Genomic DNA, 24,996 nt, shown 5'->3' on the forward strand with positions numbered 1-24,996 from the left:
GCCGTCCCCACCGCAGACGGCAGGGCCGCACCCCCGGGGTGCGGCCCTGCCGGTGTGCCGGCGCTGCCCGCACGCACCGGCCGGAGTTCCCCGAACCGCTCCGCGGCGCCCGAGCCCGACCGGGCCCCGTACGCGGAGCGGCCTCCCGCCGCAGGGGCGGGAGGCCGACAGGGGGGAGCGGGTGTCACCCCTTGGCGCAGGAGGCGCCGTTGAGGCTGAACGCGGCCGGCGTGCCGTTGCCGCCGGTGGAGGCACCGTTGAGGCCGAAGCTCACGCTGCCGCCCGCCGGGATCGTCTCCGTCCAGGACTCGTGCGTCGCGTGCACCTGCGAGCCCTGCTGGGTGACCTTGGCGTTCCACGCCGAGACGACCCGCTGGCCGCCGGGGAAGGCGAAGTCGAGCCGCCAGCCCTTCACGGCACTCGTCCCCGTGTTGCGGATCGTGACGTCCGCGTTGAACGAGCTGCCCCAGTCGCTGAGGCGGTACGTCACCTGGCAACTGCCCGCCGCCGGGCCGTCGGCCGTGGTCACCCCGACGGCGGCGGAGCGCGCCGAGCGGTTGCCGGCCGCGTCACGGGCGTAGACCGCGAACGTGTACCGGGTGGCGGGGGTCAGTCCCGTGACCGTGGCGCCGTTCGTCCCCGACGTGGTGACGGCCGTCTCCTGCGTGCCGTCCGTGCGCACGACCTCGTACCCGGTGACGCCCCGGTCGTCCGTGGAGGCCGCCCAGCCGAGCCGCACCCCGGTCGACGTCACGTCGGAGGCCGACGGGGTGCCCGGGGCGGTGGGGGCCCGGGTGTCCGCGCCGCCCCCGCCGCCGAAGACCTCGGACTCCCGCGAGGTCTGCCTGATGCCGTCCGCCCCGTCGAAGAAGCGCTGCCCCCAGGGGCTCAGCCGGGAGGCGTCGAAGCCGGTGGCGAGGTCCAGGTACTCGACGCCGCCGCCGTTGCCGCTCCAGGACCAGCCCATGTAGCCGAGGCCGAGCCGCTGGGCGGTCGCCATGATCGCGTCCTCGTCCGGATTGCCGTCCGAATGCGCGTCACCGAACTCCCCGACCACGATGGGGAGTTTCCGGGAGACGAACCGGTTCAGGTAGTCGCTGACCTCCGCCGCCGTGTCGTAGACGCCGTACATGTGGACGGAGAAGACGGTGTTGCGGTCCGGGTCGGCCGCGAAGACGCTCGGTGCGTTGTCGCGCATGGTGAACGACCAGTCCTGGCCCCAGTTCGGGGCGTCCACCATCAGGGTGTGGTCGAATCCGGCGGCGCGCATTCTCCCGATGGCGGCGCTCGTGCCCGAGGTCCAGTCGGCGTAACCGGTGTTCCCGTACGGCTCGTTGCCGAGGTTGATGATGACGTACTTCTCCTGGCCCTCGACGGCGCTCCTGACGTCCAGCCAGTAGTCGACCGCACGGGACAGCGGGACGGCGGCGCCGGCCTCCCCGTAGCCGGTCGTGTCGTGCACCTCCAGCACGCAGATCAGCCGGCTGGCCTTGCACTGCTCGACGACCGCCGAGACGTCCGCGGCGTCGTTCCTCGTCCACTGGTCGCCGCTGCTCAGCACGATGCGGGCCGAGTTGGCCCCGAGGGCCTTGATGTCCTTCAGCGCCTGCGGTGTGCGGGCGGTGTACCAGGTGTGGGCGTGGTTGACGCCCCGCAGGACGAAGTCGTTGCCGCCCGCGTCCAGCAGGCGGCCGTCGCTCACATGGAACCCGGTGGCCGCCCCGGCCCCCGGGGCCGCCTGGGCGGGCGAGGGTGCGGTGAACGCCGCCGCGGTGACGGCCAGCAGTGCTCCCGCCGCGGTGGCCAGTGTCCTTCTCATCGATGCTCCCGACGTGGTGGGACCGGCGCGCGTCCGGACGTCGTCGTCCCGCCGTGCGGCCAGGTCTGCCCTGTGGTGCGGTGCGGTCCCGCCCGGGCCGGACGCGGCGCGGACGCGGGGAACGCAGGCTCTTCCCGCATTTCCGTCCGGACGGCCTCCGGGTGGGTGATTTCCCGCCGGATTCCTCTTCGGTGCGGCTCACGGAATCCGGCGGGACGAATCCGCCGCCGGTGCGCCCTCGGGTGACGTGTGATCACCACACGTCGGTGCGCTGGCAGTTCATTTATCGGTCCGGCGACTGGGAGAGAGATTAGAGGCGCCCGGAGCGCCGATCAACCGTGGGAACCGAACCGGTTAAGTTTAGTTCCCGGTTTATCGCGCGGACGCTTGTCACCGCTCTTCAATCACCGTCGGAGCCGCCCGCGTCGGCACCGTCCCCGGGGTCCTCCCAGCCGGGCGCACCGGACGCGCGGCACCGCCTCCGTACCGTGGCGGAGACGGCCGTCGCGGTGATCAGACCCGCGATGCAGGCCAGCGTGAGCGCCGTCCCCGAGAGGAACACGGCGGCCCACCGCCGGCTGCCCGCCTCCACGTCGAAGAACCGGAGCAGCGCCAACCCCGGGGGCACGCCGAGGACCCAGGTGCCGCAGACGGTGGCCACCGTCACGGTCTGATGACGGTCGAGGACCGCGGTGACGTCCCGCGGCGTCGCCGCGGCTCCCGGCCGCACGACCGGGATCAGGGCGACCGCCTGGCAGACCAGGCAGGCGAGTTGCACGACGGCCCAGGCTCCGGGCGGGAGCGGACGCGACCAGTGGTGCAGCAGCGCGGTGAGCGCGACGAGGACCGTGCCCGCGTTGCCCAGGACCGGCCACACGGTCCGGGACCGCAGGCGGTGAGCCGCCACCGAGAGCAGGTGGCGCCAGTACCACGCCTCGGTGAACCTGCGTGTGTGCCCGATGCCCATGTGCCGCCCCCCGGTGTGCCGTTGCCGCCCCGGCGTGCATCATGCCCACGCCGGCGGGGCCGTAGCGCTCCCGGCGTCCGGACCGGACGAACCCGGGGCCCGGCCGCCGGAGGGGTCGTACCGCCCCGCGGCGTCCGGGCTACACGCGGGGCGCGGGCACGGCCGCCGGAGCGGTCCGTGCCGCCGAGGCGATGGCGGCCGCGCCGACCAGCCCCGCGTCCAGCGCGAGCCGGGCCGGGACGACCGGCAGGCCCCGGGTGAAGTCGAGGACCGCGTAGCCCGCCAGGTGCCGGCGCAGCGGCGCGAACAAGGTCTCGCCCGCCTGCGCCACACCGCCGCCGATCACCACCAGGTCCAGCTCCACGAGCGCGGCCGTCGCGGCGATCGCCGCCGCCAGGGCCTGCGCGGCCCGGTCGTAGGCCCCGAGTGCGCGGGGATCGCCCGCCCGGGCGGACGCCGCGACCGCCGCCGCGTCGGCGGCCGCGCCCGGCGGCGGGGTCCATCCGGCGGCGCGGGCGTGCGCGAGGATCGCCGTCCCGCTCGCCAGCCCCTCCAGGCAGCCGGGGGCGCCGCAGGGGCACACGGCGCCGTCGAGGTCGACCGTGATGTGCCCGATGTGCCCGGCGTTCCCCGTCCGGCCCGCGTGGACCGCGCCGCCGAGGACCAGGCCGCCCCCGACGCCGGTGGACACCACCATGCACAGGGCGTCGGCCACGCCCCGGGCCGCGCCGCGCCAGTGCTCGGCGGCCGTCATGGCGACCGCGTCGCCGCAGAGCACGGGCCGCACTCCGCGCGGAAGGCGCGGATGCGCGGCCACCCGGTCGACGAGCGGGAAGCGGCGCCAGGCGGGGATGTTGACGGGGCTGACCGTCCCGGCCGCGGTGTCCACCGGGCCGGCGCTCGCGATGCCGAGGCAGGAGACCGCGTCCCACAGGGGATCCGCGGCCAGCTCGTCGAGGACCGCCTCCACGGTCGCCATGAGCGTCCCGGCCGGCTCGCCGGCGGGGGTCGGCCGCTGGGCGCGCACCAGCACCGTTCCCGACTCGTCGACGAGAGCCCCCGCGGTCTTCGTGCCCCCGATGTCCAGTGCTCCGTACACCGTCACGTCGTCCACCTCTTTCGTGAAGGGAAGCGGTCCCTCGCCCCGTGGGCACACTCTGGCGGTATCTGACAACGTTGTCTAGTAAACCGTTTAGTTAAGGTAATGGTTTAGTCAAAACGATCTCCGGGCCGGTGCCTCGCGCGGCCGTCCGACGGCGCCGGCCCAGCCGCGGGCGCACCTGGTTCCGGGAGATCGGGCACACCCGTGGCCGCACCTGTCACAGCGGCGGCCCGGCCGGTGTCCTGTGCCCGAACCCCCTGGAATCGAAGGAGACACCATGACCGGGAACACCGAGGTCCTCGTGATCGGCGGCGGATACGCGGGAGTCATGGCCGCCAACCGCCTCACCGGCCGCGACGGCGTGAGCGTGACCCTGATCAACCCCCGCCCGTCGTTCGTCGAGCGGATCCGCCTGCACCAGCTGGTGGCCGGGACCGACGACGCGGTCGTCGACTACCGGGAGGTGCTGGCCCCGCGGGTGCGGCTGGAGGTCGACACCGTGACACGCATCGACACCGCCGCCCGCCGCGCGACCACCGCCTCCGGCACCGCCCACGGCTACGACTACCTCGTCTACGCGGTGGGCAGCGGCAGCGCCGCCCCGGGGGTCCCCGGGGCCGCCTCCTTCGCCTACCCGATCGCCACCGCCGAGGAGGCGGAGCGCCTGCGCCCGGTCCTCGCGGCCGCGCCGGCCGCCGCCGCGGTGACCGTGGTCGGCGCGGGCCCCACCGGCATCGAGACCGCCGCCGAACTGGCCGAGGGCGGCCGGTCGGTGACCCTGGTCTGCGGCGGGCCCCTCGGCCCCTATCTGCACCGGCGTGGCCGGCGCTCGGTCGCCCGGCGCCTGGCCGCCCTCGGTGTGACCGTGCTCGAAGGCCCCGGCACCACGGTGACGGCGGTGTCGCGGGACTCCGTGCGGCTCGACGACGGCCGCGAGCTGCCGAGCGCGGTGACCGTCTGGACCGCCGGATTCGGCGTGCCGGACCTGGCCGTGCGCAGCGGACTGAGCACCGACGCCCTGGGCCGCCTGCGCACGGACGAGACGCTGACGAGCGTCGACGACGCCCGCATCGTCGCGGCCGGGGACTCCGCGGCACCCTCGGACCTGCCGCTGCGGATGAGCTGCCAGGCTGCGATGCCCCTGGGCGCGCGGGCGGCCGACACCGTCATCAGCCGGATCGAAGGTCGGCGGCCGGCACCCCTCAACGCCGTCTTCGCCGGTCAGTGCATCAGCCTGGGCCGCGGCGCGGGGATCTTCCAGTTCGCCCACCGGAACGACGTCGCCCTGTGGTTCCACATCGGCGGCCGCCCCGGCGCGCGCCTCAAGGAGTTCGTGTGCAAGGGCATCGTCGGGCACATGTCCGGCGAGGCGCGCAGGCCCGGCTCGTACGGCCTGCACCGCGTCCCCGGGGGCGCGGCGCGCCGCCGGGCGCTGGAGGCCGGACGCGACACGGCGCCCTCCGGGGACGCGCGGGGCGAGCGCGCCCCCGAACCGGCCGCGCCGGCCGCGCCGGGACGGTGACGGCCGTCCGCCGGACGGCCGCCGCCGGAAGGGATCATGCAGTGCACGCACGCCCGGCCGGCCCCCGCGCGGGGGCCGGCCGCCGAGGAGAGGCCCGCCCATGAGTGACCCCGCCGACCCGGCCACGGAGGCCTTCGTCGCCCACCGCAACCTCCTCTTCACCGTCGCCTACGAGATGCTCGGCTCGGCGGCCGACGCCGAGGACGTCCTCCAGGAGACCTGGCTGCGCTGGGCCGGCGTCGACCTCGCCCGGGTGCGCGACCGGCGCGCCTACCTGGTCCGGATCACGACCCGCCAGTCCCTCAACCGGCTGCGCACCCTGACCCGGCGCAGGGAGGCGTACGTCGGTCCGTGGCTCCCCGAGCCGATGCTCACCGCCCCCGACGTGGCCCAGGACGTCGAACTCGCCGAGAGCGTGTCCATGGCGCTGATGCTCGTCCTGGAGACGCTGTCACCGACCGAGCGGGCCGTCTTCGTGCTGCGCGAGGTGTTCGACGTCGGCTACGACGAGATCGCCGCCGCCGTCGACAGGAGCCCCGCGGCGGTCCGCCAGATCGCGCACCGGGCCCGCCGCCACGTGGACGCCCGCCGCCCCCGCGAGGCGGTCTCCGCGGGGGAGACCCGGGCGGCGCTGGACTCGTTCCGCCGCGCCCTCGCCACCGGGGACCTCCAGGGTCTCCTCGACGTGCTCGCGCCCGACGTGGTGCTGCTGAGCGACGGAGGAGGCGTCAAGCAGGCCGCCCGGCGGCCGGTCGCCGGCGCGGACAAGGTGGCGCGCTACATGCTGGGCGGTCTGGGCCGGCACGAACTCCGGGTCACCGTCGCGCCGACCCTGGTCAACGGCAGTCCGGCGCTCCTGGTCCGCCTGGACGACGAGATCGACGGCGTCATGGCGATCCGCGTCGAGGACGCGCGCATCGCGGGCCTCTACTACGTGCGCAACCCGGAGAAGCTGACCCGCGTCGTGTCCGAGACCCCACTCACCCTGCGCTGACGCACCGGCACCGGCACCGGCACCGGCACCGGCACCGGTTCCGGCCCGTGTCGCACGGGCGGCGGGCCGCACCGCAGCGGCCCCGCCCGCGCGGGTGCGCCGGGTCGCCGGACGGCTGCCGCGCGGGGCCTCCCCGGCGGCCTGCGCCCCGGTCGTCGGCCCGGCTGCGGCGGCGGGTCGTCCCAGGCAGCCCTGCGCGGCGCCCGGCCGCGGTCGTACGCGGCCCGCGCGGGCCCCGGGCGCCCTCGCCGTCCCAGGCGGCCTGCGCCCCGGTCGTCAGACCGGCTGCCGCGCCGAGCCGTCGTACGCCGCCTGTGCCGGGATCCGGACGGCGGGCAGGGCGATCGCCGTCAGGACCAGCCCGTCCCGCGCCGTCCAGCGGCCCGAGAAGCGGTCCAGACGGTGCCCGCCCACCTCGGGGCCCGGTACCAGCAGCCGGGCGCCGAAGGTGCCCGACACCGCCGTGTCGCAGGTGAAGGCGATCGACGCCTCGTCGAAGCCCAGCTCCCGTCCGGTCAGCGGGTACCACGTCTTGAAGACGGACTCCTTCGCGCTGAACAGCAGCCGGTCCGCGCAGACCGCGGCGGCGAGCGCCGGCCACGCGGCCAGCTGCTCCCGCTCCTCGGGGAGCGACACGGCGTCCAGCACCCCCTGGGGCAGCCGCTCGTGGGGCTCCGCGTCGATGCCGACGGAGACGAAGTCGGTGTTCCGGGTGGCCACGGCCCCCCGGTACCCGGCGCAGTGGGTCATGCTGCCGACGATCCCGGCGGGCCACTGCGGCGCCCCCCGCTTGCCCGGCAGCAGCGGCACCCGCGGGACGCCGAGCGCCCCGAGCGCGGTACGGGCGAGGCGGCGGACGGTCGCGAACTCGCCGCGGCGCTTGTCCACCGCCCGAGCGACCAGCGCCTCCTCCTCGGGGAACCAGTCCGGCGCCTCGCTGTCGTCGAACGCCTCGGCGAACCGTATGCCCGGGGGCAGGATGTCCTCGATCACGGCTTCTCCAGCTCGGGAAAGATCTGACGGCAGGGGTTCGTCCCCAGCGGGAGGCCGCGGGCGCGCCACTCGCGCGGGTAGCCGAGCGACACCTCCTCGAAGCGGACGCCGTCGTGCCAGGTGGTGCGCGGAATGTGGAGGTGCCCGTAGACGACCGCCGCCGTGCGGAAGCGCACATGCCAGTCGGCGGTCAGCTCGGTGCCGCACCACTGGGCGAACTCCGGGTAGCGCAGCACCCTGGTGGGCTCGCGGACCAGCGGGAAGTGGTTCACCAGGACCAGCGGGGCCGACGGGTCGACGGCCGCGAGCCGCTCCTCGGTCTCCATCACCCTGGCCCGGCACCAGGCGTCGCGGCCGGCGTAGGGCGCGGGGTCGAGCAGGTACTCGTCGGTGCAGACGATGCCCGCCTTCTCGGCCTGGGCCAGCGACTCCTCCTTGGACGACGCCGTGGGCGTGCGGAAGGTGTAGTCGTACAGCACGAACAGCGGTGCCACGGTGAGCGGTCCGCCGGGCCCCTGCCAGACCGGGTACGGGTCCTCGGGGGTCACCACGCCCAACTCCCGGCACATCTCCACCAGATGGCGGTAGCGCTTCTCGCCGCGCAGCTGCAGCGGGTCCGAGGGGACGGTCCACAGCTCGTGGTTGCCCGGGGCCCAGACGACCTTCGCGAACCGCCCCGCGAGGGTGCGCAGGGTGGCCTCGATGTCCGTGCTCGTCTCGGCCACGTCCCCGGCCACCAGGAGCCAGTCGGCGTCCGAACGGGGCCGTACCGCGTCGACATGCTGCCGGTTGTCGCCGATCGCCGAGTGGAGGTCGCTGACCGCGAGGAGCCGGCCCGTCCCGTCGTCGCCGCCCCCGTCACCGCCGTGCACGGCGCCACCCCCCGTATCGCGTTCGTGTCCCGGTCGCATGGCCGGGCCTGCTGCCCGGCGTACCTCCTCGTCACCGTAGTGCGGTCGCCCCTGCGAGGACACCCCTGACATCCTGCGCCCTGTCCGGCGCCGCGGGACAGGGGTCGGCAGGGGTGCCCGCGCGGGCCGGGCGGCCCGGAAAAGGCGCGGTACGGACGGCAACTGCCCGGCGGACGTGCCCCGTACCGGGCGTGACGCATTGGCCTCCGACAGGTTCGTCGTCCATACTGCCCGCCGTGGAGCAGCGCATAGACCCGAACACCAAGCCCGAGTTCGCCGCGAGTACGAACCCGTCCTTCGTGCCCGGCCTGACCGGTACGCCGCCGTCCGCGGCAGCCCCTGCCCAGGCCCCTGCCGGGGCGGGGGAGAAGGAGCCCCAGGAGCCCGAGGACGCCGCCCCCGCGACGGACACCGCGTCCGACGCCACGGACGCCGACGAGGTCGGGGACGCCCCCGCCACGGACGCCGACGAGGCCGCCGCGTCCGGTGAGCACGGTGCGGAAGCCGCTTCGGACGCCGATGCCGACGACGGGCCCGTCTTCGAGGCCCGCGACCGCCGTGGCTCGATCACCGCGAACCGCGACGGCATCGTCTTCCGCCTCGACGACCAGGAGGCGGACTTCCGCTGGGACGAGATCGGCGCCGTCGAGACCACCTCGCCCCGCTTCGGCCGCCGCTTCACCGTCACCGTGCACACCGCGGCCAACCGGTGGTTCAACGCGGACGTGGAGGCGGACAACCGCGGCCGGCTGAAGGAGTGGACGGCAGGCCTCGACGCCGTGCTCGACGCCTACTTCGAGGAGTAGTGCCCGCCGGGCGCCCCGCTCGCCGCTCCGCCCACGTCCCGCACGCCGACCCCGGCAGGAAATCCGCGGCCCGCTGCGGTTCCCGCGGTGGCCGACGGTCGCACGGCTCCACCGCGTCCCGGCGCTCCTGGCACGGCGGCCGGGCGTAGGCCCGCCGTCCGGCCCCCGGCGGTCCCGCGGGCGACACGGTCCGCCTGATCCGGACCCCGGGCCGCCCGAGCGGGGGAGTCCGTCGCACCGGAGCCGGGGCCGCCCCGCGCCCCGGCGGGTCAGTGCGCGATGGAGTCGATCAGGTCCCGTGCCCCCTGGCGGAGCAGGGCCACGGCGACCGAGGTGCCCAGGGTCGCCGGGTCCAGCGGACCGGCCCACTCGTGCGCGTTGAGGACCGTCTTGCCGTCGGGCGTGAAGACCTTCGCCCGCAGCGACAGGTCGCCGTTGCGCTCCGCCCGCGCGAATCCTGCGATCGGGCTGTTGCAGTGCCCCTGGAGGACGTGCAGCAGCATCCGTTCGGCCGTGGTCTCGCGATGGGCGTCGGGGTCGCCGAGCGCGCTCACCGCGTCGATGACCTCCGCGTCGTCCTCGCGGCACTGCAGGGCGAGGACGCCGGCGCCGATCGGCGGGCACATCGTCTCCGGCGACAGCACCTGGGTGATCACGTCGGGGCGACCGATGCGTTCGAGCCCGGAGACCGCCAGCAGCAGCGCGTCGGCCTCGCCCGCGTGCAGCTTCTCCAGCCGCCGGTTGGCGTTGCCCCGCATCGGCACGCACTCCAGCTGCGGGTGGGAGGCGGCCAGCTGCGCGGTGCGCCGGACGGACGAGGTGCCGATGCGGGTGCCCGCGGGCAGCTCGTCGAGCGTCAGCCCGCCGGGGTGGACCAGGGCGTCGCGGATGTCGTCGCGCTCCAGGAAGGCGGCGAACGTCGTCCCGGCGGGCAGCGGCCGGTCGGCGGGGATGTCCTTCACGCAGTGCACGGCGAGATCGGCCTCGCCGGCGAGCAGCGCGGCGTCCACCTCCTTGGTGAACGCCCCCTTGCCCTCTACCTGCGCGAGATCACCCATCCAGCGGTCCCCGGTGGTCACCACCGGCACGACCTCCGTGCGCAGACCCGGGTGAAGCGCCGTCAGTCCGGCGCGGACGCGTTCCACCTGGGCCAGGGCCATGGGCGAGGAACGGGAGACGATGCGGATCAGCTCGGGCACAGTCATGCGCCCACGATAGGGCGTCGGGGCCCGTGCGAAGAACCCGCTGCACCGGGCCGGGGCAATCGTCCGGGCACCGTCCGGCCATTGCGCTGCCCGGGGACGCGCCACGCCGCGACACGACGGCTTTCGGCCTGTTTCCTCCGGATCGGCACGGTTTGCCGCATAGCTTCGGACTATGACAAAACGACAATTCGCTCTCGCCGGCTGCGCGGTCGTCCTCGCCGCCTCCGGCATCGGCGCAGCCGCCCCCGCCTCCTCCCACGACACCACGCTCCACGTCCTGCCCGGCCAGTCGATCCAGAAGGCCGTCGACGCGGCACGCCCGGGCGACACCGTCCGCCTCGCGCCCGGCACCTACCGCCAGAGCGTGCGGATCACCACCCCGGACGTGACCCTGCGCGGCGCCGGGTCGCGGACCGTCATCCGGCCCGCCGCAGGCACCCCGGCCAAGGACTCCTGTGCGGCGGCCGGCAACGGCATCTGCGTCCAGGGCGAGCGCGGCGCCCCCGTCGAGGGTGTGCGCGTCCAGTCGCTGCGCCTGGAGGGCTTCACCAGGAGCGGGGTGTGGGCCGCCTGGACCGACCGTCTGACGGTGCGCCGGGTGACCTCCGTCGACAACGGCACCTGGGGCATCGCCCAGGAGCGCTCGACCCGCTCGCTCCTGGTCCGCAACACCGTCCGCGGCAACGGCGACGCGGGCATCTTCGTCGCCAACACGGTCTCCGAGGAGGCCGGCGCCACCGACACCCGCGGCACGCGCATCAGCGGCAACGACATGTCGGGCAACCGGATCGGCGCCACCGTCCGGCGGGTGCGCAACCTGGTCGTCGAGAACAACGCGGTCACCGGCAACTGCGCCGGCCTGTTCCTCGTCGGCGACGAGTCCCGGCCCCGCGCCGGCGCCCTGACGGTCCGCCACAACTGGGTCGTCGCCAACAACAGGTCCTGCCCCGCGACCGCCCGGCTGCCCCGCATCCAGGGCGCGGGCATCGTCCTCACCGGCACCGAGGACACCCTCGTCGAGTCGAACAGGGTCTCCGACAACGTGGGCGACTCCCCGTTCTCCGGCGGCATCGTCCTCTACAAGAGCGTCGTCGGGGTCCCGGGCACCGACAACGTCGTCCGCGACAACCTGGTGCTGCGCAACGGCAAGGCCGACCTCGCCAACCGCGACACCACCGGCACCGGCAACCGCTTCGACGCCAACGTCTGCGGCGTCTCCGAGCCCGCCGGACTGTGCTGACCCGGTCCCCGGGACAGCCCTCCCACGAGAATCGAGACGGCATGACCACCGCACCCACCACCACACCCCGTGACGCCATGCGTCTGCGGGAGCTCGTCTTCGGAGCCGCCTGCGCCGCCGCCGTGCGCGCCACGGCCCGTCTCGGCGTCGCCGACGCCCTCGACGACACTCCGCTGTCCGCCGAGGACCTCGCCGCGGCCGTCAAGACCGACGCACGGGCGCTGCGGCGCCTGCTGCGGGCGCTGACCTGCTACGGCGTCTTCAGCGAGGAGCCGGACGGCCGCTTCGCGCACACCGACATGTCCCGCCAGCTCCGCGAGGACGACCCCCAGAGCCTGCGCTGGATCGCCCTGTGGTGCACCGAACCGTGGACCTGGGCCGCCTGGCCCCGGCTCGACGAGGCGGTGCGCACCGGCGACAGCGTCTTCGAGGACCTGTTCGGGAAGGAGTTCTTCCCGTACCTCCACGAGGACGCGGAGGAGTCCGCGCACGTCTTCAACCGGGCCATGACCACCTCCAGCGTCCAGTCCGCCCGGGACGTCGCCGAACTCCTCGACCTCACCGGGGCGTCCAGCGTCGCCGACATCGGCGGCGGCCAGGGCCACGTCCTCGCCAGCCTGCTGGAGAAGCACCCCGGGATGCACGGCACCCTGCTCGACCTGCCCGGTGTCGTCGAGCGCGCCGACGCCCGGCTGCGCGACGGCGGCGCGCTCGCCGGGCGGGTGGACGTCGTCCCGGGCGACTGCCGCGAGGCCGTCCCCGTCCAGGCCGACGTCTACGTCATCAAGAACATCCTCGAATGGGACGACGAGAGCACCCGCCGCACCCTGCGCAACGTGATCGCCGCGGCCCGCCCCGGGGCGAGGGTGGTCGTCATCGAGAACCTCGTCGACGACTCGCCGTCCATGCGCTTCACCACCGCCATGGACCTGATGCTGCTCCTCAACGTCGGAGGCGCCAAGCACACCCGGGCGAGCATGGAGAGCCGGATGCGGGAGGCCGGCCTCGTGCTGGGCGAGGTCCGCCCCGTCAACGCCTACCTCCACGCGTTCGAGAGCGTGGTCCCCGGCTGACGGGCCCGTCCGCGGACAGCAGCCGGCCCCGCGGTGTCCCGCGGGGCCGGCTGCTGTACATCGCGCGCTCAGGCGCGCGGCTCGCGCTGCCAGCTGTAGAACTGTGTGGCCATCGCGTCCTTCGGTCCCCGCCAGGTCTGCGGGTCGTAGGGACTGACGAAGGCCGCCAGGCGTTCGCTGACGTCACGGAAGGCGGCGTGCTCGGTCACCTTCGCGATGGCGGGGCCCGGAGGGCGTTCCGACTCGATCAGGTGCAGGTACACGTCGCCGAACTGGAACAGGCTGCGGCGGTTGACCCCGACGAGGTGCGGCAGCTCACCGCCGTCGGAGGCCGCGAACACCTCCGCGATGTCCGGAGCCGAGCCGGGCGCCATACGGGCGACGATCAGTGCGTGGTGCATCAGGGGCGTCCCTTCGGATGCCGTCGTGGAGAGGGCGTCAGCGCGGCGTGACGGGGGCCGTCTCGCGGACCAGGGCGCGCTGCTCGATGCGGTCCTTGATCAGGCTCATCTGGACGCGCGAGTTGCGGTTGATGTTCTCGGTCATCCACTCGTCGTCCACGGGCGCGTCCGGCTTCATCGCGAAGTCCTGCGTCCAGTGCATCCGCACGCCCTGCGGCGTCTCCTCGTAGGTCCAGCGGATGTTCATGTACTGGAAGGGGCCCGTCTCGACGCGCTTGGCGCGGACGCTCAGCGAGGCCCGGTCGGCCTCCCGCTCGGAGACCCAGCTCCACACGGTGCCGTTCTCGTCCGGGTACATGGTGAGCCGGAACACCGTCCGGTCGCCGTCCCGTTCGAGCACCTCCACCGAGGCGTACTCGGTGAACAGCTGCGGCCAGTGGTCGACGTCGTTGGTCACGTCCCACACGAGGTCCAGCGGGGCGTCGATGAGGATGTCGTTCTCGGTGTGCCCGGACATGTCAGGCTCCTGCCATCAGAGAGTCGTTCACGAGATCGAGGAACTCGCGCGGGGTCTTGCAGCGGTCGGCGTCGGGCGGCAGCGCCCGGCCGTACCGGTTCTCCAGCTCGCCGACGATCCCGAGCAGGCCCAGCGAGTCGAGGCCGTACACCTCGAACGGGGTGTCCGGGTCGCGGTCCATCGCGGAGGCGTCGACGGTGATGCCGGCGCCCTTCTTCATCAGGGCCGACAGTTCCGTGACGGTCAGCTGTGCGGGCTGTGCGGTCATGGGGGTGCTCCCTCTTGTTCGTGCCGGGGCCGGTGGCCCCGGGCTTGTTCCTCAGTCGGCGCGCCGCAGCACCAGTGCCGCGTTGGAGCCCATCAGGCCCCGGCTCAGCACGAGCGCCGTCCGCAGCTCCGCGGGCCGGGCCGTGCCCGTCACCAGCGCGATGTCGTGGCACACGTCGTCGTGCACATGCGGCGTCGGCGGGACGAGACCGTGCTCCATGGCCAGCACCGCGGCCGCCACGTCCAGCACCGGCGCCCCGCAGTAGGCGCGGCCGATGCCGCTCTTGGGCGCCGTCACCGGCACCCGGGTGCCGTGCGGGCCGAGCGCGTCCGCCAGCGCCAGCGCCTCCGCCCGGTCGGCCTCCACCAGCCCGAGCGCGTCGGCGAACACGACGTCGATCTCGTCGGGCGCGCAGCCCGCCTGGTCGAGCGCCCCGCGGATCGCGTGCGCCAGGCCCTCGCGCGACTCCTCCCACCGGGAAGCCCCGGTGAACGTCGCCGCGTGCCCGGCGACCACCGCACGGACCGGCGCCTCACGGCGCCGCGCGGCCGCCTCGTCCTCGACGACGACCATCGCGCCGCCCTCGGCCGGCACGAAGCCGCAGGCGTTCGCGGTGAACGGCCGGTACGCCCGCTCCGGCTCCTCGGCCGTGCTGAGCTCGCGGTAGCCGAGCTGGCAGACGATCGAGTACGGCGCGAGCGGCGCCTCGGCGGAGCCGGCCACCACGGTGTCCGTGCCGCGCCGCACCGCCGCCGCGGCGTGCGCGATCGCGTCGAGACCGCCGGCCTCGTCGCTGGCCACCACACCGCAGGGGCCCTTGAAGCCGCCCCGGATGGATATCTGGCCCGTGCTCGCCGCGTAGAACCACGCGATGGACTGGTACGGCCCCACATAGGTGGAACCCTGGCCCCACAGCCGCTGGAGCTCGCGCTGGCCGAACTCGCCGCCGCCGGAGCCCGCGGCCGTGACCACGCCGACGGAGAACGGCTCCGCCTCGTGCGCGCCGGCGGTGATCCGGGCGTCGGCCAGCGCCAGGTCGGCCGCGGCCATGCCGAAGTGGCTGAACCGGTCCGTCTGCACCAGGAAGCGTTCCTCGACCAGCGACTCGGCGTCGAAACCGCGGACCTCGCCCGCGATGCGCAGCGGCAGGTGGCCGCAGCCCTCACGGGTGATCTGGTCGAGGGCGCTGACCCCCTCCAGGGTGGCCTTCCAGAAGGCGTCCGTGCCCACACCGTTGGGGGCGACGACACCGATGCCCGTCACGACGGGGCGGCGTTCCTCGGCACTCATCGTGTCCTCCCACCTGGCCGCGTGAGCACCACCGCGGACTGGAACCCGCCGAACCCGCTGCCCACGGACAGCACGGTCCGCAGCTTCGCCTCACGGGCGGTGCGCGGCACGTAGTCGAGATCGCACTCGGGGTCGGGCGTCTCGTAGTTCGCCGTCGGCGGGACCACCTGCCGGTCCATCGCCAGCACGCACGCGACGATCTCGATGGCGCCGATCGCGCCGAGCGAGTGGCCCACCATCGACTTGATGGAACTCATCGGCACGTCGTACGCGTGCGCCCCGAGCGAGCGCTTCACCGCGGCGGTCTCGTGCCGGTCGTTCTGCTGGGTGCCGGACCCGTGGGCGTTGACGTAGTCGACGTCCGACCCGTCGAGACGGGCGTGGCCCAGCGCCTGGTCGATCGCCCGGGCCATCTCCAGGCCCTCGCGGGTCAGCCCGGTCATGTGGTGGGCGTTGCCGAAGGTCGCGTACCCGCCGACCTCGCAGTAGACCGTCGCGCCGCGGGCCCTGGCATGCTCCAGCTCCTCCAGGACCAGCACCGCGCCGCCCTCGCCCATCACGAACCCGTCGCGGTGCGCGTCGAAGGGACGCGAGGCGTGCTCCGGATCGTCGTTGTTGGCCGAGGTCGCCCGGATGGCGTCGAAGCACGCCACCGTGATCGGGGAGATCGGCGAGTCGGACGCGCCGGCGACACAGACGTCGACGCGGCCCTCCTCGATGGCCTGGAACGCGTAGCCGATGGCGTCCAGACCCGAGGTGCAGCCCGTGGAGACGGTCTGCACCGGCCCGTGGGCACCGGCCTGTTCGGCCACCTCGGAGGCCAGCGCACTGGGCGAGAAGGCCCGGTGCAGGTGCGGACCGGCCTCGCTGTGGTCCACGTCCCAGCGGCGGCCCGAACTGCTGACCGCCACGTAGTCGCGTTCCAGCCGGGTCGTCCCGCCGACCGCGGTGCCCATCGACACCCCGACCCGCCACGGGTCCTCCTTCGCCATGTCCAGACCGGCGTCGGTGAGGGCCTCGCGGGCCGCGACCATGGCGAACTGCACGTACCTGTCGGCCCGCTGCACCTGCTGGGCGTCGAGTCCGTGGACCGCTGGGTCGAAGTCGACCTCGGCCGCGATCCGCGACCGGAAGCCGGCCGGATCGAAGAGGGTGATGCCCCGCGTCGCGGTCCGGCCGTCCGCGAGCAGGTTCCAGAACGCCGGGGCACCCACGCCACCGGGTGCGACGATGCCGACGCCGGTCACCGCCACACGTCGGTTCACGAAACCGCCCCCGTGGGCTGCGCGGCGTCCTGCGCCTGCGGGGTCTCCTCCGTGTCGACGTGCCCGAGCTCCGGTCGCGGCGCCAGCGGCCCGAGATGGAACACCATCCGCGCCTGCGTGCTGCCCACGTTGCGGAACCGGTGGCGGACGTACGGGGGGATCATCAGCCCCTGGTCCGTGCGGATCGGGAAGGTCTCCCCGTCCAGGTCGACCTCCAGCTCGCCGCCGACGACGTAGACGAACTCCTCGGAGTACGGGTGGTAGTGCTCCCCGATCCGGTCGCCGGGCTCCACGATCGCCAGGCCCATGAAACCGCTCGTGGCACCCACCTCGGTGGGGGTGAGCATGGCGCGCAGGTCGCCTCCGCGCCGGCGGTTGGGCTGGGTCTCGCCGAGGTCGACGATGCGATGCGTTGTGGTCATGACTGATTCCTCCACTGAGGCGGTAGGGCCACGGGCAGGGGCGCCCGGCCGTGCGGTGCGCCGGGGCGCGGCGCCGGGGGGACGGGCGCCCGGCGTCAGCCGGCGCGGCGGTCCGTGATCAGGCGCATGTCGGCGCCGCGCAGCAGCCGCGCCGCGAGCTCGGCGCCGGTGGGCGAGCCGCCCAGGCCGAGTGCTTCGAGATCCAGCAGGCGGGCCAGCACGTCCGCCTTCCGGGGCCCGCGCGCGCCGAGGGCGAGCAGCGGGTCGGCGTCCAGCGGACCACGCGTGTCGACGAGGCGCACGACGATGTCGTCACGCTGGAAGACGGTGCTGGAGTCCACGAGCCCCGCGGGCTCGCCCGCGGCCGCCTCGTCCTGCTGGGCCAGCAGCCTGGCCAGAGCCATGCCGCAGCCCTGCTTCGCGGGGTAGTACAGCGCGTGCCGCTCCACGTCCGCGCTCCCGCCGCCGGCGGTGGCCAGATGGTGGACCGCGGGCAGCGCGGCACGGGTGAAGAAGGTCCTGGCCGACTGCGGGTCGTCCAGATCGCGGTCCTGCTCCAGGTAGGGGTTGATGGCCTCCTCGACCGCCCTGACCTCCGGCTGCCGGGCCACGTGACGCAGAGCCGCCATCAGGTCGCCCTGCACCTCGATGGCCCGCACCACACGGTTGCCGTGTATGAAGAGCGAGGTGCGGCGCAGACGGGTCGTGTCGTCGACCCGCGCCGAGGGGGAGGAGTACTCCGCGAGGATCGCGGCCACCTTCTCCTCCGTACCCGGCCGGACGGTGAAGGTGAGGGCGTGCCGTACGACACCGTCGCCGACACGGGGCGACGCCTGGAGCGGGGTCCTGCGACCGCCGGTCCCGGTGGAGTGCACCCCGTCGGTCTCGCGCAGGACGCTGTAGCGGAACGAACGGGTGTCGCGCACGCAGTCGTGCAGAGGCTTGACCGTGTCCAGGTGCTCCTCGCTGTTCACCCAGGCGAGGAAGGGCGGCGCGCTCTCCCACTCACTGGTGATCAGCCACTGCGAGGGGTTCTCGATCGACTGGCACAGTTGGTCGTTGATGTGACCGGGCACCGATGCCACCTGGTGGCGCATGTGCTCGTAGGCGGTCAGGAACTGCTGCTGGGCGCCGTCGTGCAGGTCCAGCAGCAGTACCACGCGCAGCCGGGAACCGTCGAAGGCCGACTGGGATATACGTTCGGACAGCGTCGTCATGGTCACGCCTCTCCTCGGACAGTGATGTCGCCACCCCGGTCCCCTGGGGCCCTCGGCCCCGGCTCGGCCGCGTAACGACGGGTCGCGAGTACGCGGTGTGGCGGTCCGTTCCTGATCCTGTGCCGCTACCACGGGTGGCGCGAGATGTGTGAACCACCTGGGTGAAGACGCGAGGGAACGCACCGGCCGGGGGCATGGAACAGGGCGTCCCTTCCCCCGGAAGCCGCACCTGGAGCCACCGATGCCACACCATCCCGAAGTACGCGTCCCGGTCCTCGTCGTGGGCGGCTCCCTGGTGGGCCTGTCCATGTCCCTCTTCCTCGGGCGGCTCGGAATCGAGCACATGCTCGTCGAACGTCACGCGGGCACCTCGCACCACCCCCGGGGCCGGGGCAACAACGTCCGTACCATGGAGGTCTTCCGCGCGGCGGGTGTCGCCGACGGAATCCGCGACGCCGCCCGCGTCCTCGCCGGCAACCAGGGCATCCTCCAGGTCCGCACCCTCACCGACGGCGAGGGCGAGTGGCTCGTCAAGGAGGTGCAGCCCGGCAGCACCGCGGCCGCCTACAGCCCCGCCGCGTGGTGCGTCTGCAGCCAGAACGACCTCGAACCCGTCCTGCTGGAGCACGCGCGCAAGCACGGCGGCGACATCCGCTTCTCCACCGAACTGCGCTCCTTCGAACAGGACGCGTCCGGCGTCACCGCCGTCGTCGAGGACCGGGAGACCGGCCGGCTCCAGACCGTGCGCGCCGATTACCTCGTCGCCGCCGACGGCCCGCGCAGCCCGGTCCGCGAACACCTCGGCATCCGGCACTCCGGGCCGGGCGACCTCTTCCACAACGTCAGCGTCACCTTCCGCTCCCGCGGCCTGTCCGCCGTCGTCGGCGACCGGCGGTTCATCGTCTGCTACCTGACGGAACCCGGCGCGGACGGCGCCCTGCTGCCGGTGGACAACGACGAGCAGTGGGTGTTCCACGCACCCTGGCAGCCCGAACAGGGCGAGACGCTCGACGACTTCACCGACGAGCGCCTCGTCGAGCACATCCGCCGCGCCGCGGGCGTGCCCGGCCTGGACGTCGAGATCACCGGCAAGTCGCCCTGGCACGCCGCGGAACGGGTCGCCGACCGCTACGCCGACGGCCGCGTCTTCCTCGCCGGCGACTCCGCGCACGAGATGTCGCCCACCGGCGCCTTCGGCTCCAACACCGGTATCCAGGACGCCCACAACCTGGCCTGGAAGCTCGCCGCCGTCCTGCGCGGCACCGCGGGCGAAGGGCTCCTCGCCACCTACGAACGCGAACGGCGCCCCGTCGCCGAGGCCACCAGCGCCCGCGCCTCGTCCCGCTCCCGCGAGCACAGCCACCCCGGCTACCGCCCGGGACCCGGCGGTGGCGGCAAGCAGAGCGCGATGCTCGCGGTCGCCGTCGGCTACCGCTACCGCGACGGCGCCGTCATCGGCGCGGACGCCGGACTGCCCACCGTCCCCGAGGAACTGGAACTGACCGGCGAACCGGGCAGCAGGGCGCCGCACCTGTGGCTGCGGCGCCCCGGCGGGCACCCGTCGCTCTCCACGCTCGACCTCTACGAACGCGACCTCGTCCTGCTCACCGGCACCGGCCCGGCCGCCGGCGCCTGGCGCGCGGCGGCCGGCCGCGCCGCCGCGGAACTGGACGTCCCGCTCACCGTGTACGCGGTCGGCGACGGTCCGGACGCCGACCTCCAGCCCGAGACCGGCGCCGACTGGGCGGCCGCCCACGGCACGACCGCCGACGGGGCCGTGCTGGTACGGCCCGACGGATTCGTCGCCTGGCGCTCGCCGGGAGCCGTCGACGCCCCCGAGCGGACCCTCACAAAGGTGCTCCGCGGGGTGCTGTACCGCGCTGTGGACGACCGCGGCTGAGCAGGGAACCGGCTGATAGCGTCGCGAGGGAGGCGGCCGCGTGACGGCCGCCTCCCTCTCTGGTGCCGTGAACGCGGCAGCCGGGGCGGCCGTACTCCACGCCGGCGACCGCCTCCGGGCCGTCGCCCGGTCCGGCGGCGACCAGCCGGCCGGACAGAAAGGGACACGCCGTGACAGCTTGGGACCCGAAGAGCCGCCAGGCCGCGCTCCACGCCGCACTCGAACGCCGCAACCCCGGCGAACCCGAGTTCCACCAGGCGGCCCGTGAGGTCCTGGAGAGCCTTGCGCCCGTCTTCGCGGCCCGCCCCGACTACGCGGAGCCGGGTCTCGTCGAGCGGCTCCTCGAACCGGAACGGCAGATCATCTTCCGGGTGCCCTGGCAGGACGACCGGGGCGCCGTCCACGTCAACCGCGGCTTCCGGGTGGAGTTCAACAGCGCCCTCGGCCCCTACAAGGGCGGGCTGCGCTTCCACCCCTCGGTGAACCTCGGGGTGGTCAAGTTCCTCGGCTTCGAGCAGATCTTCAAGAACGCCCTCACCGGGCTCGGCATCGGCGGCGGCAAGGGCGGCAGCGACTTCGACCCGCGCGGCCGCTCGGACGCCGAGGTCATGCGCTTCTGCCAGTCCTTCATGACCGAACTCCACCGCCACATCGGCGAGAACACCGACGTGCCGGCCGGTGACATCGGCGTCGGCGGCCGGGAGATCGGCTACCTCTTCGGCCAGTACCGCCGGATCACCAACCGCTGGGAGGCGGGCGTCCTCACCGGCAAGGGAACCGCCTGGGGCGGATCGGCCGGCCGCCCCGAGGCCACCGGATACGGCAGCGTCCTGTTCGCCGCCGAGATGCTGAAGGAACGCGGCGAGGACGTGGCGGGGCTGACCGCAGTCGTCTCCGGCTCGGGGAACGTCGCCGTCCACACCATCGAGAAGCTCGCCGCCCTCGGCGCGCACCCCGTCACCTGCTCCGACTCGGGCGGGGCGGTCGTCGACGAGAAGGGCATCGACGTCGGCCTGCTGCGGCAGATCAAGGAGGTCGAACGCGGACGCCTCGACGAGTACGCTCGGCGGCGCGGCAGCTCCGCACGCCATCTGCCCGGCGGCACCGTGTGGGACGTCCCCGCCGAGCTGGCCTTTCCCTCCGCCACCCAGAACGAACTGGACGCCGGACACGCCCGCACCCTGGTCGCGGGCGGCGTCCGCGCCGTCAGCGAGGGCGCCAACATGCCGTGCACGCCCGAGGCCGTGCGCATCTTCCAGGAGGCGGGCGTCGCCTTCGGCCCCGGCAAGGCCGCCAACGCCGGCGGTGTCGCCGTCAGCGCCCTGGAGATGCGGCAGAACGCCGCCCGGGAGAGCTGGCCGCGGGAGCGGGTGGAGGACGAACTCGCCCTGATCATGGCCGACATCCACCGCACCTGCCGGGACACGGCCGAACGCCACGGCACGCCGGGCGACTACGTGGCGGGCGCCAACATCGCCGGCTTCGAGCGGGTCGCGGACGCGATGCTCGCCCAGGGTGTCGTCTGACGTCCCGCCCGCACGGCACCGGGGCCCGCCGCCCCCTCGGGGGCGGCGGGCCCCGGTCTGGGGCTGCCCGCTACTTCAGGTAGGGGCCGTCGGCGCCGATCTTCCCGGTGCCGTTCAGCACGTAGACGCGCAGATTGCCCTTGCCGGGCGCGGCCACGCTCAGGGTGCCCGCGGTGACCGTCCTCGTGTCACCGGTGACGGCGTCCCGGTAGGTGCCGTTCGGGATTCCGGTGTACGTCGCCGATCCGCTGACCGTGACCAGCGCGAAGCTGTCCGTCGAGCCGCTGGTCCAGCGGCGCTTGAAGGCCATCTGGCCGGTGATGCCCTCCGTCGAGTACTGGCCCGTCTGCAGGGCGGGGACCGCCCGGCGGATCTGGTTCAGCCGCTGGAGGTGCCTGACCAGCGGCTGCTGGAGGGTCGTCGCGACGGCCCCGCTCGCGGACTCGACCGTGGAGAAGCCGGACGCCTTCACGTCCCCGGCGATCCTGTCGCCGAAGTACGCCCGGCCGGTGCTCGCCAGCGGGCAGGTCGGCCCGCAGTCGATCTTCTTGCCGGCCTGGAACTCGACCTCCGAGCCGTAGTAGAGGGTGGGGATGCCGCGGAAGGTCCACATCAGCGACATGTTCTCGGCCCACGCGTCCGTGCCGCCCGCGTAGCGTTCGCTGCTCTTGTTGGGGCCGTAGTCGTGGCTGTCGACGTAGACGACGTTGTAGGTGGCGTCGTTGTAGCTGTCGTCCGAGTCCTTGCCGTTGTGGAAGGCGTTCGGGGCGTCACCGAAGTTCATGTGCATCCGCATGTCGATGACGTTCATGCCGGAGAACCGGCTGTGGTCCGGCGCATGGTACGTGTTGCCCCTGAGGAAGGCGTTGTCGGACGTCGGCTGGTCGGCCGTGCCCCGCTGCTGCTCGTCCTCGTACATCTCGAGCGCGGCCTTCCCGTCGTCGGCGCTGTACTCGGTGCGCTCCTTCCAGGTGAAGAACTGCGCGGAGTGGTTGACCGAACCGCGGTTCCACTTGTCGTTGACGAAGGCCGCGACCTCGCCGAAGACGAAGAAGTTCTTCGCCGCTTCGGCGCCGTGCCGCTGGGTGACGCGCTCGGCGATGGCCGGCAGGAAACGGCGGTTCCAGGTGGTCCGCGGGATGTGTACGGCCGTGTCGACGCGGAAGCCGTCGACCCCCATGTCGATGTACTTGTTGTACGCGCCGATCAGGTGGTTCTGCACCGTCGCGTTCTCGGTGTTGACGTCGGCCAGGTCGTCGTGCAGCCAGCAGGAACGCGAGTCCTCGCCCTCCCAGTTGCCGATCCAGCAGTTGTGGTAGAGCGCCTTCGGGAACATGCCCGAGGTCGGGTTGGGCCACTGGCAGTTGTAGATCCGGTACCCCTCGGGCGAGGTGTGCTGGGTCGGCGTGCCCCAGTTGACGCAGGTGTTGCCGGCGGGCTGGGCCGTCGACCACATGTCGCCGTTGTAGTACGTCTTCCCGGACTTCGGCTCGACGGTGAGGCCGTCGTACTCGAACGAGGCGTTCGGCTCGTCGTAGTACCAGCTCCACTGGGTGTCGCGGACACCGTAGACCTTGGGCGTGAACAGCCCTTTGGCGCCCCAGCGGGAGGAGTGGTTGTAGACGACGTCCTGGTAGATTTTCATGCCCTTCGCATGCGCCGCGTCGATCAGGTCCTGGTACGAGGCGCCCGCGGACTCCAGACGGCGGTCCACCGTGTAGAAGTCGTAGCCGTGGTAGCCGTGGTAGTCGTAGTCGGACCGGTTCAGCACGACCGGGGTGATCCACACGGCGGAGAAGCCGAGGGCCTTGATGTAGTCCAGTTTCTGGACGAGGCCCTTGAAGTCGCCCCGGAACATGGGGTCGTCGTTCGCGGCGTTGCCCGACTTCACGTGCTGGCTGCCGCCCCGGTTGTTCGACGTGTCCCCGTCGTTGAAGCGGGCGGTGAGGACGAAGTAGATCGGATCCTTGCGGGGGTCCGTGCCGAGCGGCTTCCCGGCGGCGGGCGTGGCCGGCCTGGTGCCGGTCGTCGCCGTCGCGGACGCGGAGGCCCCGGAGAGGTTCCCGGCGGCGTCGACGGCCTTCACCGTGTAGCTGTACGCGGTTCTCTCGGCCAGATCCGTGTCGCTGAAGACCGTGGATCCGACGTTCGTCACCACCGTGCCGCCGGTGCCGCCCGTGCGCGTGACCTGGTAGGAGGTGACCGCCTTGTCGTCGCTCGACGGCTCCCACGTCAGCACCACGGAGACCCCGTCCGCGCTCGCGGCGACCTTCGTGGGCACGGTCGGCGCCTGGGTGTCCGGGGGCTGGGCGGCACAGGGGTCGGCGGCGTTCGCCGTCACCGTGCGGTCCCTGACCGTCGACACACCCTTGGCGATGACGTAGTCCTGGCCGTTGTTGTTGTCCCAGACGCCGTTGCCGTTGTTGAAGGCGGCCCGCAGCGTGGCGGCGGTGCCCAGTGAGACCGTCCTCTTGACCCAGCCCGTGCAGGCCGGTGTCATCCCGACACCGGGCACCGGCGTCCAGGCGCCGCCGGCCGGCTGGTAGTGCAGATTGGTCGTCGTCCAGCCGACCGTCGCCGTCGAGTAGTAGACGGTGGCCTCGTTGCCCGGGCCCTCGGTGCCCGCGCACGGGTCCGAGTGCGCGACCACACCGTCCTTGACGGTGATGGCGCCGGAGCCCAGGTCGTAGTTCCGGCCGCCGTTGTTGTCCCACACGCCCGAGCCGTTGTTGAACGTCGCCTTCAGCCCCGCGGCCGAGCCCAGGTCGACGGTCTTCTTCACCCAGTCGGTGCAGGCGGCCTCCATCGCGACGCCCGGGACGGTCGTCCACGCACCGCCGTCCGGGCTGTAATGGAGGTTGTACTTCGCCCAGTTCTTCGTCTTGGTGTAGTAGAAGACGGTGGCGGTGGTGTCCGCGGCGGCCGTCCCGGTGGCCGCGGCCGCGGGCGCGGCGCCGTGCGGCACTGCGGTGAGCAGCCCGACCAGGCCCGCGGTCGCGACGGCCGCCGCCAGGGGGCGTCTCGGCAGCCGTCGGTCGTTGCGTTTCATGGGGTCTCCAGGGGGAGGGGCCGCGACTGGGTGGGTCGCGGCGTGCGGCGGAGCGGGACGGCAGCGGGCCGTCCCGCCCGGACTCCGCCCGGAGCCCTGACGCGCCTCGGGGCTCGAGCGAACACGGATGGAAATCCGGTCGGAAACTTGCAGCAATTCATTGCGGCGGGAAGGAAGTTACCGCTGCGCGGCGAGCCCGTAAAGCCTTCGGGCGGGGTGCCGCGCGTGGGGGGAGCGGGTGTCCATGACCCTGCGCGACCTCGATGTCCTCCCGGCGGGTGAGCCGGGGCACGTCCACCGCAGGTGCTGACGCCCCCTGGGGGGCGGTCGTGTCGGGGGTTCGTCCGCCCCGTGCGGGCCGATGGTGGCGCACCCCCGCTGAACGCGGGTGTCCTCAAGCGCCGGACGGGCTGCAATCACGTGCGGGGCAGTGCCGCTCCCGCACAGCGAGCGGCAATGACCTCCAGAGCCCCCCCGGCCCGCAGGCGAAGCCACGTCCCCCGCCAGGG

Annotated in this window: 21 protein-coding genes; 7 read left to right on the plus strand and 14 right to left on the minus strand. The window is 73.5% G+C overall.

What is annotated here, in order from left to right; genetic code table 11:
• Positions 1-184: 184 nt before the first annotated feature.
• The 3 genes from EAO77_RS34890 to EAO77_RS34900 form a co-directional block, all read right to left on the minus strand.
• Positions 185-1,819: a cellulase family glycosylhydrolase gene (locus EAO77_RS34890; protein ID WP_147992340.1), complete on the minus strand. Its 1,635-nt coding sequence runs from the start codon at positions 1,817-1,819 to the stop codon at positions 185-187.
• Positions 1,820-2,219: 400 nt separating this feature from the next.
• Complete coding sequence (locus EAO77_RS34895; RefSeq protein WP_147992341.1) at positions 2,220-2,786, minus strand: hypothetical protein; 567 nt, start codon at positions 2,784-2,786, stop codon at positions 2,220-2,222.
• A 139-nt stretch (positions 2,787-2,925) separates the two neighbouring features.
• On the minus strand, positions 2,926-3,891 hold the full coding sequence (locus tag EAO77_RS34900; RefSeq protein ID WP_147992342.1) for an ROK family protein: 966 nt from the start codon (positions 3,889-3,891) through the stop codon (positions 2,926-2,928).
• Between the two features lie 274 nt (positions 3,892-4,165).
• Between EAO77_RS34900 and EAO77_RS34905 the strand changes: the two genes are divergently transcribed.
• Together EAO77_RS34905 and EAO77_RS34910 are read left to right on the plus strand one after the other, a co-directional pair.
• On the plus strand, positions 4,166-5,410 hold the full coding sequence (locus EAO77_RS34905; RefSeq protein WP_147992343.1) for an NAD(P)/FAD-dependent oxidoreductase: 1,245 nt from the start codon (positions 4,166-4,168) through the stop codon (positions 5,408-5,410).
• A gap of 100 nt (positions 5,411-5,510) precedes the next feature.
• Positions 5,511-6,404, plus strand: a complete 894-nt coding sequence (locus tag EAO77_RS34910) for an RNA polymerase sigma-70 factor (RefSeq protein ID WP_147992344.1) — start codon at positions 5,511-5,513, stop codon at positions 6,402-6,404.
• A 276-nt stretch (positions 6,405-6,680) separates the two neighbouring features.
• Here EAO77_RS34910 and EAO77_RS34915 read toward each other — a convergent pair whose 3' ends face one another.
• Both EAO77_RS34915 and EAO77_RS34920 read right to left on the minus strand, forming a co-directional pair.
• Entirely contained in the window at positions 6,681-7,397 is a 717-nt protein-coding gene (locus EAO77_RS34915; RefSeq protein WP_147992345.1) for a 4'-phosphopantetheinyl transferase, read from the minus strand.
• Positions 7,394-8,308, minus strand: coding sequence for a metallophosphoesterase family protein (locus EAO77_RS34920; protein WP_147992346.1), 915 nt, complete (start codon positions 8,306-8,308; stop codon positions 7,394-7,396). Before EAO77_RS34920 ends, EAO77_RS34915 begins: the two co-directional genes overlap by 4 nt.
• A gap of 236 nt (positions 8,309-8,544) precedes the next feature.
• Between EAO77_RS34920 and EAO77_RS34925 the strand changes: the two genes are divergently transcribed.
• Positions 8,545-9,114, plus strand: a complete 570-nt coding sequence (locus EAO77_RS34925) for a hypothetical protein (RefSeq protein ID WP_147992347.1) — start codon at positions 8,545-8,547, stop codon at positions 9,112-9,114.
• Between the two features lie 269 nt (positions 9,115-9,383).
• Here the strand turns inward: EAO77_RS34925 and hemC are convergent, their stop codons facing one another.
• On the minus strand, positions 9,384-10,319 hold the full coding sequence (hemC, locus tag EAO77_RS34930) for a hydroxymethylbilane synthase (protein WP_147992348.1): 936 nt from the start codon (positions 10,317-10,319) through the stop codon (positions 9,384-9,386).
• A gap of 172 nt (positions 10,320-10,491) precedes the next feature.
• On the opposite strand from hemC, the gene EAO77_RS34935 reads away from it, so the two are divergent.
• Complete coding sequence (locus tag EAO77_RS34935; RefSeq protein WP_147992349.1) at positions 10,492-11,559, plus strand: nitrous oxide reductase family maturation protein NosD; 1,068 nt, start codon at positions 10,492-10,494, stop codon at positions 11,557-11,559.
• A gap of 41 nt (positions 11,560-11,600) precedes the next feature.
• Complete coding sequence (locus EAO77_RS34940; RefSeq protein WP_147992350.1) at positions 11,601-12,632, plus strand: methyltransferase; 1,032 nt, start codon at positions 11,601-11,603, stop codon at positions 12,630-12,632.
• A gap of 68 nt (positions 12,633-12,700) precedes the next feature.
• On the opposite strand, the gene EAO77_RS34945 is transcribed toward EAO77_RS34940, so the two are convergent.
• The 7 genes from EAO77_RS34945 to EAO77_RS34975 form a co-directional block, all read right to left on the minus strand.
• Positions 12,701-13,033 (minus strand): TcmI family type II polyketide cyclase, encoded by a 333-nt coding sequence (locus tag EAO77_RS34945; protein WP_147992351.1) that lies wholly within the window; start codon positions 13,031-13,033, stop codon positions 12,701-12,703.
• Positions 13,034-13,070: 37 nt separating this feature from the next.
• Positions 13,071-13,550 carry an SRPBCC family protein gene (locus EAO77_RS34950; RefSeq protein ID WP_147992352.1) on the minus strand — a complete coding sequence of 160 codons (480 nt, stop codon included), beginning with the start codon at positions 13,548-13,550 and terminating at the stop codon, positions 13,071-13,073.
• 1 nt (position 13,551) lies between these two features.
• Complete coding sequence (locus EAO77_RS34955) at positions 13,552-13,818, minus strand: acyl carrier protein (RefSeq protein ID WP_147992353.1); 267 nt, start codon at positions 13,816-13,818, stop codon at positions 13,552-13,554.
• Between the two features lie 51 nt (positions 13,819-13,869).
• Positions 13,870-15,108, minus strand: coding sequence for a beta-ketoacyl synthase N-terminal-like domain-containing protein (locus EAO77_RS34960; RefSeq protein WP_147992354.1), 1,239 nt, complete (start codon positions 15,106-15,108; stop codon positions 13,870-13,872).
• Positions 15,105-16,373 (minus strand): beta-ketoacyl-[acyl-carrier-protein] synthase family protein, encoded by a 1,269-nt coding sequence (locus EAO77_RS34965; RefSeq protein WP_147992355.1) that lies wholly within the window; start codon positions 16,371-16,373, stop codon positions 15,105-15,107. Before EAO77_RS34965 ends, EAO77_RS34960 begins: the two co-directional genes overlap by 4 nt.
• Positions 16,370-16,795, minus strand: a complete 426-nt coding sequence (locus tag EAO77_RS34970; protein WP_147992356.1) for a cupin domain-containing protein — start codon at positions 16,793-16,795, stop codon at positions 16,370-16,372. Before EAO77_RS34970 ends, EAO77_RS34965 begins: the two co-directional genes overlap by 4 nt.
• A gap of 95 nt (positions 16,796-16,890) precedes the next feature.
• Positions 16,891-18,012, minus strand: a complete 1,122-nt coding sequence (locus EAO77_RS34975) for a SchA/CurD-like domain-containing protein (RefSeq protein ID WP_147992357.1) — start codon at positions 18,010-18,012, stop codon at positions 16,891-16,893.
• A 241-nt stretch (positions 18,013-18,253) separates the two neighbouring features.
• Here EAO77_RS34975 and EAO77_RS34980 point away from each other — a divergent pair, with 241 nt between their 5' ends.
• Entirely contained in the window at positions 18,254-19,912 is a 1,659-nt protein-coding gene (locus EAO77_RS34980) for an FAD-dependent oxidoreductase (RefSeq protein ID WP_147992358.1), read from the plus strand.
• A 170-nt stretch (positions 19,913-20,082) separates the two neighbouring features.
• Positions 20,083-21,438, plus strand: coding sequence for an NADP-specific glutamate dehydrogenase (gene gdhA, locus EAO77_RS34985; RefSeq protein WP_147992359.1), 1,356 nt, complete (start codon positions 20,083-20,085; stop codon positions 21,436-21,438).
• 70 nt (positions 21,439-21,508) lie between these two features.
• On the opposite strand, the gene EAO77_RS34990 is transcribed toward gdhA, so the two are convergent.
• A complete protein-coding gene (locus EAO77_RS34990) occupies positions 21,509-24,487 on the minus strand; it encodes a carbohydrate binding domain-containing protein (protein ID WP_147992360.1) in 2,979 nt (992 codons plus the stop codon).
• Positions 24,488-24,996: the final 509 nt, after the last annotated feature.

The organism is Streptomyces sp. T39 (assembly GCF_008042045.1).
Lineage (GTDB): Bacteria > Actinomycetota > Actinomycetes > Streptomycetales > Streptomycetaceae > Streptomyces.

Bases quoted from the DNA above. Each gene is read 5' to 3' on its own strand.
- EAO77_RS34890 (WP_147992340.1), bottom strand. From the start codon at position 1,819: ATGAGAAGGACACTGGCCACCGCGGCGGGAGCACTGCTGGCCGTCACC.
- EAO77_RS34895 (WP_147992341.1), bottom strand. From the start codon at position 2,786: ATGGGCATCGGGCACACACGCAGGTTCACCGAGGCGTGGTACTGGCGC.
- EAO77_RS34905 (WP_147992343.1), top strand. From the start codon at position 4,166: ATGACCGGGAACACCGAGGTCCTCGTGATCGGCGGCGGATACGCGGGA.
- EAO77_RS34910 (WP_147992344.1), top strand. From the start codon at position 5,511: ATGAGTGACCCCGCCGACCCGGCCACGGAGGCCTTCGTCGCCCACCGC.
- EAO77_RS34920 (WP_147992346.1), bottom strand. From the start codon at position 8,308: ATGCGACCGGGACACGAACGCGATACGGGGGGTGGCGCCGTGCACGGC.
- hemC (WP_147992348.1), bottom strand. From the start codon at position 10,319: ATGACTGTGCCCGAGCTGATCCGCATCGTCTCCCGTTCCTCGCCCATG.
- EAO77_RS34935 (WP_147992349.1), top strand. From the start codon at position 10,492: ATGACAAAACGACAATTCGCTCTCGCCGGCTGCGCGGTCGTCCTCGCC.
- EAO77_RS34940 (WP_147992350.1), top strand. From the start codon at position 11,601: ATGACCACCGCACCCACCACCACACCCCGTGACGCCATGCGTCTGCGG.
- EAO77_RS34945 (WP_147992351.1), bottom strand. From the start codon at position 13,033: ATGCACCACGCACTGATCGTCGCCCGTATGGCGCCCGGCTCGGCTCCG.
- EAO77_RS34950 (WP_147992352.1), bottom strand. From the start codon at position 13,550: ATGTCCGGGCACACCGAGAACGACATCCTCATCGACGCCCCGCTGGAC.
- EAO77_RS34955 (WP_147992353.1), bottom strand. From the start codon at position 13,818: ATGACCGCACAGCCCGCACAGCTGACCGTCACGGAACTGTCGGCCCTG.
- EAO77_RS34960 (WP_147992354.1), bottom strand. From the start codon at position 15,108: ATGAGTGCCGAGGAACGCCGCCCCGTCGTGACGGGCATCGGTGTCGTC.
- EAO77_RS34970 (WP_147992356.1), bottom strand. From the start codon at position 16,795: ATGACCACAACGCATCGCATCGTCGACCTCGGCGAGACCCAGCCCAAC.
- EAO77_RS34975 (WP_147992357.1), bottom strand. From the start codon at position 18,012: ATGACGACGCTGTCCGAACGTATATCCCAGTCGGCCTTCGACGGTTCC.
- EAO77_RS34980 (WP_147992358.1), top strand. From the start codon at position 18,254: ATGCCACACCATCCCGAAGTACGCGTCCCGGTCCTCGTCGTGGGCGGC.
- EAO77_RS34990 (WP_147992360.1), bottom strand. From the start codon at position 24,487: ATGAAACGCAACGACCGACGGCTGCCGAGACGCCCCCTGGCGGCGGCC.